The organism is Sphingobium ummariense RL-3 (assembly GCF_000447205.1).
GTDB lineage: Bacteria > Pseudomonadota > Alphaproteobacteria > Sphingomonadales > Sphingomonadaceae > Sphingobium > Sphingobium ummariense.
Window position 1 is genome coordinate 1 of sequence record NZ_AUWY01000134.1, and the last position, 13,304, is coordinate 13,304.

A 13,304-nucleotide genomic window follows, 5' to 3' on the forward strand; every position below is an offset into this window, starting at 1 on the left:
CTGGAACGGGTCGCCCGCGTCCTGTTCGATGAATTTGAGGATGCCGTCAAAACCAAGCTCTCGGACAAGCGCAAGGGCGGCCGCATCCTCAAGCTGATCCTGTTCGGCTCCTACGCACGCGGCGATTGGGTCGAGGATCGCGCCAGCGGTTACATTTCCGATTATGACCTGCTCGTCGTCGTCAACGCCGACACCTTCACCGATCTGCAAACATGGTGGGCGGTCGCCGACGATCATCTGGTGCGCGAGCTGACCGTCACCAGGCACCTCGCCACACCCGTCAATTTCATCGTGCATTCGCTGATGGACGTGAACGACCAGCTCGCGCGCGGCCGTCCCTTCTTCGCCGACATAGCCCGCGACGGCATCGCCCTCTACGAAGCGCCAGGGCAAGCCCTCGCCGTGCCGCGCCAGCTCGACGCGCAGGAACGCCACGCCGAAGCCCTGCGCCATCGCGACCACTGGTTCCCGCTCGCCGCGCACGCGCTCAAGCTCGCCCGGGACAGCATTGCCGATGGCGTGCCGCGCGATGCCGCGTTCATGCTCCACCAGGCCGTCGAGCGGGTCTATAACGCCGTGCTGCTCGTCCTGACGCTCTACGCGCCCAAATCGCACCGTCTCGGCATCCTGCGCTCGCTCGCCGAAAATCTAGACCCCCGGCTGATCGAAGCATGGCCGCGCGATACTCGCGCGGCCCGCCGCCATTTCGCACAGTTGCAGCGCGCCTATGTCGAGGCCCGCTATTCCCACGCCTATGAAATCACCCCCGACGAACTGGCCTGGCTCGTCGAGCGCGTGAGGCATTTCCACACGATCGCCGCCGCGATCTGCGCCGAACATCTCGCCACGATCGACACCAAAAACGACCCAGGAGGATTGCCATGAAACCAGCCCTGTTCCTCACGCCCCTGCTCGGCCTCGCCGCCTGCACCCCCGCTGCGCCCGACCCTCGCGGTGTCGATCGCGACGAAACCGTGCTGACCGTCACCGGCACGGGGCGCGCCGAAGCCACCCCCGATCAGGCGTTGTTCACTGCCGGCCTGTCGAGCATCGCCGCCGACGCGCAGGCCGCCAGCGCCCGCAACGCGGAAACCATGAACAAGATCACCGCCGCGCTCGCCAGGCTCGACATTCCGGCGCGGGATATTCAGACCCGCAACCTCTCGGTCAACCGGATCGACTATGGCGCGAACAAGGGCCGCTATGAGGCCAGCAACAGCGTCGCCGTGCGGGTCCGCGACAACAAACGGGTGAGCGAAGCTCTCGCCGCCGTCACCGCTGCCGGGGCCAACATCGTCTCCGGCCCCAATCTCTCGGTCGCCGATCCCGAAAAGGCCAACCTCGGCGCTTATGGCACCGCCTACAAGGCCGCGCGCGCCAAGGCCGATGCCTATGCCGCCGCCGCCAACCTGCGCGTTACGCGCGTGCTGGCGATCAGCGATGGCGGCCAGGGCGGCTATATGCCGCAAATGGCCGACATGGAGGCCCGCATCGCCGCTCCCCCGACAGTCGTGCCACAGGCAGCGCCCCCGGTGATGGCGGGGACCAACATGAACATCGTGACCGTGCGGGTGGATTTCGCCCTGGCGGCGAAGTGATCCGGCATGGAATGGTTCCGCCAGCTCGGCCGCGCGATCCGCAACCTCGCCCGCCTCGCGCGCGAGCAACCGATTTGGGCGATCACGGCGCTGACCCTTAGCCCGCTCGCGCTCATCCGCCATCTGTTTCGCACCGCGATCCTGTTCCTGATCGTCGGCATCGTCCTGGCCGGCGGGATGCAATTCGTCCTCGCCTCCCTGCTCGGCCTGGCTCGCGATTCCAATCTCTACCAGCTCGGCATGATGCTGACGTTCCTCGTCATCATCCTGGTCACGCTGCGCGCCCTCTTCCAACCGCTGATCCTGCGCTATGGTGGCCCTGCCGGCGACGATACCCACGGCTCGGCCCGCTTCGCCACCGATCGCGAGACGCGCCCCCTCGCCCAAAATGGCGACGGCCTGCTGATCGGCCGCGACCGCAAATCGGGCAAGCCGCTGCGCTATGCCGGCCCCGCCCATCTGCTGACGATCGCGCCGACGCGCACCGGCAAGGGCGTGGGCACCATCATCCCCAACCTGCTCGACTATCCCGGCCCGGTCGTCTGCATCGACCCCAAGGGCGAGAACGCGCGTATCACCGCCCACTATCGCGCACGCTTCGGCCCGGTCCATGTCCTCGATCCCTTCGGCGTAACGGGCATGGTCGGGGCCGCGTTCAATCCATTGGATCGTATCGACCCTGCCGGCCTCGATCTCGCCGACGACTGCATGACGCTGGCCGACGCACTGGTCTATGACGCCCCCGGCGAAGCGGGCGAGGCGCATTGGAACGAGGAAGCCAAGGCGTTGATCGCCGGCCTGATCCTGCATATCGTTTGCCAGGAGCCGGCGGGCACACGAACCCTTGCCACGCTGCGCGACCGGCTCACCCTCGCTCCGCAAGCCTTCGCCGCCCAGCTCGAAGCCATGCAGGCGCAAGGCGGCCTCACCGCCCGCGCCGCCAATCGCCACCTCGGCAAGTCCGATCGCGAAGCCGCTGGCGTGCTGTCGGCCGCGCAGCGCCATACCCATTTTCTCGACAGCCCGCGCATGACGGCGGTGCTGGGGCACTCGGATTTCACGTTCGCCGATGTGAAGGCGCAGCCTACCAGCGTCTATCTGGTGCTGCCGCCCGATCGGCTCGCCACCTATGCGCGCTGGCTGCGCCTGATGCTCGCGCAAGGGCTGACCGATCTCGCGCGCGCGCCGGCCTCCCCTGCCCGCTCCGTCCTGTTCCTGCTCGATGAGTTCGCCGCCCTCGGCCGCCTCGAACCCGTCGAGCGCGCTATGGGCCTCATGGCCGGCTACGGCATCCAGCTCTGGCCGATCCTGCAAGACGTTCACCAGCTCCGCGCGCTCTACGAGCGCCGCGCCGGCACCTTCCTGTCGAACGCCGGCGTCTTGCAGATATTCGGCGTCAACGATCACGACAGCGCCAAGCTCGTCTCCGATCTGCTCGGCCAGGAAACGGTCGTGTTCGAGACCATGAGCCGCGCGATCGACGCGGAAGAGACCGGCATATCGTTCGGATCGCAGCATGTCGGCCGCCCCTTGCTCACGCCCGATGAGGTCCGCACGCTGCGCGAGGATTTGCAGCTCCTGTTCCTCGCGGGGCAACGGCCGATCGTCGCCGCCAAGCTACGCTATTTCGCCGATCGCGAGTTCGCGGGGAAGTTCGACAAGGTGTAGAGCGTTTAAACCGTCTCAAACACAAGGTATTTCGACCATGCCTAATGAACGATTTGAGGAATTTGCCGATCGATTCATGAAAAGCATCGGCGAGCCGGGCTGTGACCTACAAGCATTGGTCGATGAGCTGATAGAACTGCACGCTGTCGAGCGCGACGAATTTAACCGTGTCCGCCTGATAAGTATGCACATTGCGTTGACCAACATCGCTGCCGAAGGCTTGGCCAAGGCACAAGCCCCAGGCTCTCAGATCATCGGCTTTCTGGCCGATAACCTTTCGACTTACCATCTCATGCTCCGCCAGGAGAGTTTGGTTGACGGGCAGATCGACAAGGCCGTGCTTTTGCGCGTGACCGAACGCGAAATCACCGCTGGCCGCATGAAGGGCAACGATCCTCTCCGGGCATTTGCCGAAGGCGGCGAGTATATTCGCGACAATCCGATGGAGGGCCTTTTCCACGCTGATCCATCGGCCGACGACAAACCCGTCCTGAATTGAAGCGATAGCACCACGCGCCACAGGGCGCGAATGTATAGGCGTATACAAATATACAAGTTCGCCGTCTGTTCGGCCTGGGCGTTGTTTAGCGGACTTTCCGCGCCCTCCCCTGCCGGTTCTTAGCGTAGGATTCCGCCCTCTCCCGCAACGATGATCGGGCCAGGTTCGCGAAATCGTTGTCTGGCGCACAAATCTTGAAGCTCGCCGCGCCGATCGCGGCCGCTCGGACCCGATGTTGCCGTTTTTCAGCCCTAGCTGTAGGCGCTTGCAATCGTAGCGGCGTCTGCTCGCAAACGGAGCGATTTTCTGCTCACCCTTTCTGCCACTGGCGCATGGCCTCGTGCTCGAATTATCTGCCAGTGTGCTCGCCATCATCCGGCGCTGCTTGCAAACGGGGCGTCGTGCTCACACTCCCTGCCAGTGGGTTCTCCAAACCCGTCGCCGGCAGACGCTTTTGCGAAGCGGGTTTCCAGAACAGTTTTGACACGCGGCGGGCCGCAGAAATGCGTTGCGGTCATGGCCCGCCGGCAGGATCGTCAGAAAGGAAGGTTTTCGCGAACAGGGCCAGCGCATAATAGGCGATGACACCACGCAAGCGGAAAGGGTGCGATGACCAAAACCGAAATGCTGGAGACGATGAAACGCCTCGACGCCCATGCGAATGCCCTGCTGCTGATCGGTGCTTCCGATATCGATCTGCTCGGCGGCATGTTCGACGTGATGCCGGACTTCAAGGCGCTGCTCGATGCCGGATACGGCGAAGAGATCGAGAGAAACGCCGGTCGCTTCCCCGGCCTGCACCGCTACGCCGTCATGCTCTCAAATATCGCCGAAGGGATCGCGGACGGCTCCATCCGGGTGCCACGCTGACGCCACTCCCGCTGGCAGATAATGTGAGCAGGCGACCATGACTGCGAGCAGCGCCGGATGATGGCGAGCACATTGGCAATTAGCGTGAGCAGACTGCTCCGCCCATTGTCAGATAATCCGAGCAGAAAATCGCTCCGTTTGCGAGCAGACGCCGCTACGATTGCAAGCGCCTACACCTAGCGTCCATAAAACGCACTTCCGTGTCGTCGCGCGCGATCGTGCGAGGATCTAGCTTCCAAAAAATCGGCCGCCTAGGAAGCCCGTAGAGCGGCATCGGGCGCTCGACCTCTCCAACCCTGCCGAACGCTCAGAATGACGCCCAGCGGCCCGGAAATCGCCCCTGCCGCGACGTTTCCGCCTCCCCTGCCCTCTCGGCTTGATCGCTGCCCTATCCGCCTGGCTTTTCTGGAAAGCCAATTGCGACGGTGCCGCTGGCGCTGTGGTCGCGGCAGGGGCGCAGCGTTTAAACGATCCCTAATCCAACAAAAAGCGTGCCGGCGAAGCCGGCTCATCATGGGGGCCCCTGTGCATTATTCGGCCACAGATTCACGGTAGGCGAGCTTGAGGGACGTCGGCGCCAGCTTCTCTGCCAGGGATTGCGCTACGTAAGCCGTCGCGGCCACACAAAAAGGCCGGCACAACGGCCGGCCATAGTTTTAGGAGAGGATGCCTGAAAGGCATCCTCATGCTGCACCTGCGAGCAGCCGTGCGCAATACAAATCCGCAGGCACCGTTGGTGAAGGCGGCTCCAGTGTCTATCAGGCGGCCAGCATGTCCTTCATCGTTGCGGGGTCAAGCCGTCACCGGCGCAGTTCTTCGATCCCGAGTTCCTGCCATATCCACCCGAAGTCGTACGTCGCCATCGGATCATCGATGTCAGCGTGTCTCCCACTGAGATTTTCGAGATGTTTTAGCCACGTGGCGAGTTGGTCGCGTCCGGCCTTGCTGCCGGCGCATTGTCGCGGCGTTTTGTCGCCGAGCATCGGGACAGGCTCATCGAGGAGTGTCCGGTATTGACGATCGAGCATGCCGTGGACAAGCGGGGTGGCGACCTCGACCGGGATGTCCGGTGCCGGCTCCGACACGGTTCGTCCTTCCTGACGCGCAGCCATCGCCTGTTCGATCGTCTCGATCTCGGTCAAAGGTGTTCCCACCAGGGCGCCGAGCGCCTGGGTGACGAGTGCAACGCCGCGTTCTGCACGTTCGGCCGAGGTGACGGAGAGGATCAGAGCGCGGCCCTTGAGTTCCAGATTCCCAAGCACCGGCGTGCCGTCTTCCATTGACACACCCCACGCCATCTGGCCGGTGCCTTTCTTGCCCTGTTTTGTTCTGGTGCCGAGCCAGTTCCAGAAATGTGACGTTTCCCGCTGCAGGGCGGGCACGGTATCGAGGCGGTCGCCGATGAGTGCCTGCGTCGTCCCCCGCGTGAACGGAAAACGGACACGGTGGAAAACAACCTCCTCGCCATCGGCGTTATGCAGCGTGGGGATGGCGACAGGCTCGAGCATCCTGGGCAAGATGTCGAACAGCCAGACCATCGAGATGAGCGGCGCCAGGTCGCGCAGTTGATCATCGTCGATCACTAGTTTCGCGCGCGGGCCGCGCTTGCCCTGTCCCAGGCGCAATGCCTCGAGAAGGGCGCTGGTGGCTTCCGCTGTAAAGGACAGCAGGCCGCCTGCCAGGATCCTATGCCCGCTCACCGGAATGATGCGCACGCCGATCCGATCCCACGGGCCCAGCGTCCTGGACGCGGTGCGCTCGCGGACCTGGACGGGATCACCGCCCCGGATCAGATCTCGCGCGAGGAAGCCGACGCCGGGCTCGATCGCGCTGACTTCATAGACGCTCATGACGGAGGTCTTCAGCGCGCGCATGTAGAGCTTGTTGGGGCCGGCCTCGTTCCATCCGCGGCGCTTGAGATATTCGTCCACGATGTTGCGGCCATCGGGCTCGAAGACGCGGGTCACCAGGTCCTCGAACGCGCAGCCCCACAAGGTCATGGCCCAGTGATCCCCGATGATGCCGGGCAGTTCGTCGGAATCGATGTCGAACTGCGTGAGAACCGGCCCCAGATGATCGTCGAGCGCGTCATGCAGGTCGTCGGCCCACTCGGGCCGTGTCGCGAACTTCATCAGCCCGGTCAGGTCGTGGCCGCGTTTCATGCCGGTAGCTCCATAGTCTGTCGGTGCGCGGCGACGATGCGCGAAACGGTCGGCTCGCTGACATGATAGAGCCGCGCCATCTCGGCGCCGGATTTTCGTCCGGAGATGACGGACTCCGCGATCTCGCGCCGTTGCTTTTCGCCGAGTTTGCGCCGGCGTCCGCCGATCCGCCCTTCGGCACGCGCCTGGGCGAGGCCGGCGGAGGTGCGCTCGCGGATCATGGCGCGCTCGAACTCGGCGAAGCTCCCGACCATCTGCATCATCATGCGACCTGCGGCCGTGGTGGTGTCAATCGCCTCGGTCAGCGAGCGGAAGCCCGCGCCCGCCGCCTCGATCCGCTCCATAATGTGCAGCAGATCCTTGAGGCTGCGCGATAGCCGGTCGAGTTTCCAGACGACGACGACGTCACTGTCGCGTAACTGGCCGATCATCTCCAGGAGCTTTGGCCGGTCCCAGCGCCCGCCACTGGCAATTTCCTCGAACACGCGCCTGCACCCAGCCGCGTCGAGGGCGCGGCGCTGGGCGGCGTTCGACTGCTCGTCACCCTTCGACACCCGCGCATAGCCGATCAGATAGGGTGCCCTGGTCAAATCCTGCCTTTCACAAACGGCCGTATCCGGAGGCCAGTGCGGCATGAACGGATTCCTGCGGCCTCTTGTCTTTCACAATCCTCTTTCAGAATCATGCCGAAAGGCAAGTGGTTTTTGGAGGTTCAAAGATGCCCGGACGGATTCCGATGACGACGCGGCAGCGCGCTGCCCTGCTGATGTTGCCCGACGACGAGGCGGCGATCGTGAAGCACTATAGTCTGTCAGGTGAGGACATGACCGCGATCGACACCGCGCGCACGCCCGCCACCCGACTCGGCTACGCCCTGCAGCTTTGTTGCCTGCGCTACCCGGGCCGGCATCTGCGCCACGGGGAACTGCTGCCTGCGGTCATGCTCGACCATATTGCCGAGCAGGTCGGGGTGGATGCAAAGGTCATAGCTGATTTCGCCAGACGCACGCCCACGCGCTACGATCAGCTCGCCGCGATCAAGACGCGCTTCGGCTTCAGCGATCTGAGCCGCCCGCACCGCGTGGAATTGCGGACATGGCTGACAAACGAGGCGGCGAGCATCATCGACGGACGCGCGCTGCTCGGCCGGCTTCTGGATGAGATGCGCGCGCGTCGGATCGTGATCCCGGGTGTCAGCGTCGTGGAGCGCATGGCGGCCGAGGCGATACATCAGGCGGAAACGGATCTCGTGGCCGCGATCGATGGCGGCCTTGGCCATGAGATGCGTCAGCAACTCGACGCGCTGATCGATGACAAGGTGCATGACCGGCAGAGCCGTCTGTCCTGGCTGCGCGAGCCAGAACCGCGTGTCGCATCCGCTTCGCTTTTGGAAATCGTCGAAAAGATCACGCTGATTCGTGGGACGGGCATATCGGCTTTCTCCCCTGATGTTCGCCACGAACCGCGCCTGGGGCAATTCGCCCGGGAGGGTGTGCGCTACACGGCACAGGCTTTCCAGCAAATGCGCCCGGCCCGCAGGCGGGTCGTGCTGCTCGCGACGCTGCGCGAGCTGGAGGCGACACTGACCGATGCGGCGATCGATATGTTCATTGCGCTCGTGGGGCGGGCCCATCTGCGCGCCCGCAAACGGCTCGAACAGCGCGTGGCCGTTTCCGGCCGCGAGGGCCGCGAACGGATGTTACGCATCGCCAGGGTTCTGGAAGCGATCAGCCAGGCGGCCCGGGCTGGCGGCGATGTCGCCGCGGCGGTCGATGCCGTGGCATCCCTCGACATCATCGACGCCGACGCCGCTATCATCCGACGTACCGCCTCACCGCACCGGAACGAGGTTCTGGACGAGATCGCGGCGGAATATCGCGCCTTCAAGCGGATGGGGCCGTCGTTCGTGCGCGCTTTTGATTTCCAGGGCCGGGCCGGAATGCAGCCGTTGCGCGATGCGATGGCGATCCTCGCCGATCTCGACGGAGACTGGCGCAGGGCGTTGCCCGATGACGTGCCGCTTGGCCATGTCGAGCACCGCTGGCGTCGGCATGTCATGACCGCAGGCGGGATCGATCGCACCCATTGGGAGATGGCGACTTACAGCGCGCTTTCCAATGCTTTGGCATCCGGTGGTATCTGGGTGCCGACCGCGCGCGTCCATCGCGCGCTCAGTGTGCTGCTTGCCCCACCGGCCAGCCCCGTACCGAAGCCCGCTTTCTCGCTCGGCGATCCGCACGCCTGGCTCGACGAGAGGGCGGCAAGGCTTGATAGCGCCCTGCGCGAGGTCGCCCGCGATCTGGACAAACGCGATCCCCCCCTTTTTGCCGGCGAGCGGCTGCGGTTTCCGAAAGACCCCAAAGAAGACCCTGGTCAGGATGAAGGGCGGCAACTTGCGCTCACCTGCTACGGCATGGTGCCTGCCACCCGTATCACGGATGTGCTGTCGCAGGTTCAACGATGGACCGGCTTCATCCAGCATTTCGGCCATGTCTCGACCGGTCTGCCTCCCGCCGACGAACGCGCCTTTCTTGCCACCTTGATCGCGGAGGCGACCAACCTTGGTCTGTCGCGCATGGCCGAAGTTTGCGGTGTCGCCTCGCGTCGCGCACTGTTGCGTATGCAGACGTGGCATATGCGCGAGGAAACGTTTCGCGCCGCGCTCGCCAGCCTGACCGACGCTATCCATGCCGAACCGCTCGCCGCCTGGTTTGGTTCGGGGCATCGCGCATCGGCCGATGGGCAGGCTTATTATCTCGGCGGTGCCGGCGAAGCCGGAGGAACGGTCAACGCACATTACGGTCGCGACCCCGTGGTCAAGATCTACACCACCATCACCGATCGATACGCACCGCTTCATCAGACGGTCATCGCCGGGACGGCGGGCGAGGCGATCCACGCACTCGACGGCATCCTCGGCCACGAAAGCAGCGCGGACATCACCGCCCTCCACACCGATGGTGGCGGCGTCTCCGATATCGTGTTCGCCGTCATGCATTTGCTCGGCCTCGATTTCGAGCCGCGCATTCCGCGCCTGTCGGATCGACAACTCTATGGTTTCGAGCCCGCGCGGCGCTATGGTCGGCTCGCACCGCTGTTCGGGCGCCGCCTCGGTCGGGACCTGATCGTCAGCCATTGGGCCGAAATTGCGGAGGTCATCGCGGCGATGCGCGACCGCACTGTCACACCGTCGCTGATTTTGAAGAAGCTGTCCGCCTATCGTCAACAAAACAGTCTTGCTGCGGCACTTCGGGAGGTCGGACGGATCGAGCGCACACTGTTCACGCTGCGCTGGTTCGACGACACCGATCTGCGCCGGACGGTCACCGCCGAACTCAACAAGGGCGAGGCACGCAACAGCCTGGCCCGCGCTGTCGCCTTCCATCGGCTCGGGCGGTTTCGCGACCGTGGCCTGGAGAACCAGCAGACCCGCGCGGCAGCGCTCAACCTCGTCACGGCCGCCATCATTCTTTTCAACTGCCGCTATCTCGGTCGTGCCGTCGATGAACTGCGGCACCGCGGCACACCTGTCGATCCCGCCATGCTGTCCCGATTGTCGCCGCTGGGATGGGACCGCATCAATCTCACCGGCGATTATATCTGGTCCGAGAGCCTCGACCTCGATGCCGATGGCCTCATGCCGCTGCTCATCAAGCCGCTACCGTGAATCTGTGTCCGAATAATGTACAGAGGCCATGGGGGATGCCGGGTGGGAGGATCGCAAAGCGATCCGGGGCGGCCGCAGGCCGCGAGCCGGCGGGGGCGAAGCCCCCAAGAGGCGGCGCTTTTCTTCCCTCTGACCGTGCTTCAAGCACTGCGCCAGTGAGTCGCGCTGCCTCTGTCCCGATTTCCGGGACAGGTTGTCCGATCTGGCGGGATGCTGGTGGGTGAAACCACGTCGCGGCAAAAGTTATCCACAGGGCGGCCTAGTGTTAATATATGGGTTAAAGAGTCGTGTTACGGGATTTTGGCGTCTCCGTAAGATACTGAATATAATAGTGAAATCGGCCATTTTTTGGCCTTGGGCGTCAACGGAACCCCGAATCCGGTGACTCCAGAACCCCGAATCTGCGTCAACGAAACCCCGAATCGTCGGCGAGCGTCAATGAAACCCCGAACTTTTTCGTTGCGTCAATGAAACCCCGAATCTACGGTGGCCGTCAATGAAACCCCGAATCGAGCCTGACCGTCAACGAAACCCCGAACTTCCGCTTGCCGTCAACGAAACCCCGAACGGCGCGGAGGGTCGCCCTCCCCTGTTGCCGGTTCGCTATCCCGATCCCGATCTGTTCATTTGCGATGTTCTCGACGCCATCCCCAAGGATGACATGGCCTCGATGGAGCATCCGATTTTCTCGCTCGCGACCAAGCCCGATCGGCGCGTGTTCCGCTACGAGCATAACGGCAACAAGCTCGAAATCGTCCCCAGCGTCAAAGGGCTGGCGACGATCCACGACAAGGATATTCTGATCTACTGCATCTCCCAGCTCATCGGGAAGATGAACCAGGGCGAGCGGCCGAGCCGCACCTTGCACCTCACGGCGCGCGATCTGCTAGTGTGGACCAACCGGCAAACCGATGGCGACGGCTATGACCGACTGCGGAGCGCGTTCGAGCGCCTGTCGGGGACGCGGATCACCACGAACATCAAGGCCGATGGCGAGGAAATCACCGAAGGGTTCGGCCTCATCAACGAATGGCGGATCGTGCGGCAAACCCGCTCCGGCCAAATGTCGGAAATCAAGGTCACGCTCTCCGATTGGCTGTTCAAGATGGTCGAGGGGCGCAGTGTCCTGACGCTGCACCGCGACTATTTCCGTCTCCGCAAGCCGCTCGAACGGCGCATCTACGAGCTGGCGCGCAAGCATTGCGGCGCGCAGGAAAAATGGTCGATCTCGGTCGAAACGCTACAGAAAAAGACTGGCGCGAGTAGCCATCTGCGCGTGTTCCGCTCGATGCTGCGCGATCTCGTCGCGCACGATCATCTGCCCGACTATGCCGTGGAAATGAACGGCGATACGGTCACGTTCCGCAATCGCGAGGCGCTGGATACGGTCGAGGCGATCGAGGCGGAACCCGAACGGCCCTATATCGACCCCGAAGGCTTCCACGACGCCAAGAGCGTTGCGCCTGGCTATGACGTGTATGCGCTCTATGACCAATGGGTGTCATGGTGGATCGACAGCGGACGGCCGGAACTGAAAAGCCCCCGCGCCGCCTTCATCGGCTTCTGCCGCAACAAGCACAAGACCGCCCCCTTGCGCTAGTATAGGCGTATACAGCTATACACCTATACTAGCTGGTGATGCGCCCCCTCCCCTTCTTCACGAACAGGTCGTCCAGCGCCTCGCCTAGCAGGCTTTGAACGGTCGTCCCTTCCTCGGCCGCGATAATACGAAGCTGTGTGCTGACCTCCGGGGGGAAATGCCCGCCAATCAACTTGGTCCCCTGTCGGCCGCTCGGCGGGGCCTTGCGGGACACGTCTACCGGCTCGATCGCCGGCGCTGGTGCCGGGGCCGCGTCTCCGTCCGCCTTGGCGCGGTTCAGCACCGCTTGCAGACTGTTTCCGCCCTTCGCCATCACGCCGCCTCCGCTTCATTGTATAGGCGTATAGTTGTATACTCGTATAGCCGGTGGATTTCGTCGGCCGCTGGTCCGTGCGGCTCGAACTCCTGCACGGCCTGGCCTGCGGCTTGGGCGCGGAAAAAGGCTTTGCGGTTGCCGATCGTCACCGGGCAAACCGTCGCGCCCAGCTCCGCCACGGCCTGAATCGCATCGCCGGTTTCCTGACCTTGTGGGGGCACGAAGGTAAGGACCACGGCAAAGGCGCGGTCGAGCTGGCGCACAACGTCGAGCGTGTGCGTCATGCTCATGGTGTCGAATACGGCCGTCTTGGTCGGGATCAGGATGAAATCGGCTTGGCGCGCTGCCTCATAGGCCACGTCGCGCGCGACCGCCGCCCCGTCGATCACGACAAGATCGGTGCCGGCATCCTCGCAGGCTTTGAGCATGGCGGGCAGGCGCACCGGCTGAATCGACGCCACGGCGGGCGTGTCGAGCTGGCGCACGTCTTTCCAGAACGAGGCCGTCGCCTGCGGGTCCAGGTCGATGATCGCAGCGACCTTGCCGGCCTGCTCGGCCGCGACCGCCAGACAGGTGGCGAGCGTCGTTTTCCCGACGCCCCCTTTCTGTGAGAGAATGGCGAGAACCTTCATGCTACACTCCTACACGTATAGTCCTATACTTGTATACGCGGTGAACCGAGAGGGAAAGCCCTATCGTCGCTGAAATGACGATAGGGCGGCGCTGAATCTGAACTGACGAAAGCGCGGCGCATCATTCCTCCGGCTCGGCCTCGTCATCGTCCAGCGGCTCATGCTGCATCTGGCCGTGATCCTCGATCGGGCAAAGCGGCGCTCCGGCCAGCTCCAACCATTTGCGCGCGGTCCTGACGGTATAGCCGCACGTCGCGCACTCGCATTTGAGCATCCGGGTTTTCTGCTTCTT

General features: G+C 63.8%; 11 protein-coding genes and 1 pseudogene. 7 read left to right on the forward strand and 5 right to left on the reverse strand.

Features of this window, described 5'->3' with window-relative positions:
• The 5 genes from M529_RS46325 to M529_RS46345 all read left to right on the forward strand — a co-directional run.
• Positions 1 to 885: HEPN domain-containing protein (locus M529_RS46325; RefSeq protein ID WP_021320005.1), on the forward strand; the 885-nt coding region annotated here is incomplete at its 5' end.
• Positions 882 to 1,598, forward strand: coding sequence for an SIMPL domain-containing protein (locus tag M529_RS46330; protein WP_013038679.1), 717 nt, complete (start codon positions 882 to 884; stop codon positions 1,596 to 1,598). The genes M529_RS46325 and M529_RS46330, both read left to right, overlap by 4 nt.
• Positions 1,599 to 1,604: 6 nt before the next feature.
• Positions 1,605 to 3,266 carry a type IV secretory system conjugative DNA transfer family protein gene (locus M529_RS46335; protein ID WP_021320006.1) on the forward strand — a complete coding sequence of 554 codons (1,662 nt, stop codon included), beginning with the start codon at positions 1,605 to 1,607 and terminating at the stop codon, positions 3,264 to 3,266.
• 37 nt (positions 3,267 to 3,303) lie between these two features.
• Positions 3,304 to 3,765 (forward strand): hypothetical protein, encoded by a 462-nt coding sequence (locus M529_RS46340; RefSeq protein ID WP_013038681.1) that lies wholly within the window; start codon positions 3,304 to 3,306, stop codon positions 3,763 to 3,765.
• Between the two features lie 636 nt (positions 3,766 to 4,401).
• The gene (locus M529_RS46345; RefSeq protein WP_231372556.1) at positions 4,402 to 4,635 is read left to right on the forward strand and encodes an arylsulfatase regulator; all 234 of its coding nucleotides are present in this window, start codon (positions 4,402 to 4,404) and stop codon (positions 4,633 to 4,635) included.
• An 800-nt stretch (positions 4,636 to 5,435) separates the two neighbouring features.
• Here the strand turns inward: M529_RS46345 and M529_RS46350 are convergent.
• On the reverse strand, positions 5,436 to 6,797 hold the full coding sequence (locus M529_RS46350) for a hypothetical protein (RefSeq protein ID WP_007683476.1): 1,362 nt from the start codon (positions 6,795 to 6,797) through the stop codon (positions 5,436 to 5,438).
• A complete protein-coding gene (locus tag M529_RS46355; RefSeq protein ID WP_007683474.1) occupies positions 6,794 to 7,387 on the reverse strand; it encodes a recombinase family protein in 594 nt (197 codons plus the stop codon). The genes M529_RS46350 and M529_RS46355 overlap by 4 nt, the downstream gene beginning before the upstream one ends.
• 128 nt (positions 7,388 to 7,515) lie before the next feature.
• On the opposite strand from M529_RS46355, the gene M529_RS46360 reads away from it, so the two are divergent.
• A complete protein-coding gene (locus M529_RS46360) occupies positions 7,516 to 10,464 on the forward strand; it encodes a Tn3 family transposase (protein WP_233431824.1) in 2,949 nt (982 codons plus the stop codon).
• Positions 10,465 to 11,056: 592 nt separating this feature from the next.
• A complete protein-coding gene (locus M529_RS46365; protein WP_021240124.1) occupies positions 11,057 to 12,064 on the forward strand; it encodes a replication initiator protein A in 1,008 nt (335 codons plus the stop codon).
• A gap of 28 nt (positions 12,065 to 12,092) precedes the next feature.
• Here the strand turns inward: M529_RS46365 and M529_RS46370 are convergent, their stop codons facing one another.
• From M529_RS46370 to M529_RS50040, 3 genes and pseudogenes are all read right to left on the reverse strand, one after another.
• On the reverse strand, positions 12,093 to 12,377 hold the full coding sequence (locus tag M529_RS46370) for a ribbon-helix-helix domain-containing protein (RefSeq protein WP_013038654.1): 285 nt from the start codon (positions 12,375 to 12,377) through the stop codon (positions 12,093 to 12,095).
• Positions 12,377 to 13,012, reverse strand: coding sequence for a nucleotide-binding protein (locus M529_RS46375; protein WP_004213364.1), 636 nt, complete (start codon positions 13,010 to 13,012; stop codon positions 12,377 to 12,379). Before M529_RS46375 ends, M529_RS46370 begins: the two co-directional genes overlap by 1 nt.
• 121 nt (positions 13,013 to 13,133) lie before the next feature.
• Positions 13,134 to 13,304: pseudogene (locus M529_RS50040) on the reverse strand (transcription elongation protein SprT); the annotation flags it as partial.

Bases quoted from the DNA above. Each gene is read 5' to 3' on its own strand.
- M529_RS46345 (WP_231372556.1), top strand. From the start codon at position 4,402: ATGAAACGCCTCGACGCCCATGCGAATGCCCTGCTGCTGATCGGTGCT.
- M529_RS46340 (WP_013038681.1), top strand. From the start codon at position 3,304: ATGCCTAATGAACGATTTGAGGAATTTGCCGATCGATTCATGAAAAGC.
- M529_RS46330 (WP_013038679.1), top strand. From the start codon at position 882: ATGAAACCAGCCCTGTTCCTCACGCCCCTGCTCGGCCTCGCCGCCTGC.
- M529_RS46335 (WP_021320006.1), top strand. From the start codon at position 1,605: ATGGAATGGTTCCGCCAGCTCGGCCGCGCGATCCGCAACCTCGCCCGC.
- M529_RS46360 (WP_233431824.1), top strand. From the start codon at position 7,516: ATGCCCGGACGGATTCCGATGACGACGCGGCAGCGCGCTGCCCTGCTG.
- M529_RS46350 (WP_007683476.1), bottom strand. From the start codon at position 6,797: ATGAAACGCGGCCACGACCTGACCGGGCTGATGAAGTTCGCGACACGG.
- M529_RS46370 (WP_013038654.1), bottom strand. From the start codon at position 12,377: ATGGCGAAGGGCGGAAACAGTCTGCAAGCGGTGCTGAACCGCGCCAAG.
- M529_RS46375 (WP_004213364.1), bottom strand. From the start codon at position 13,012: ATGAAGGTTCTCGCCATTCTCTCACAGAAAGGGGGCGTCGGGAAAACG.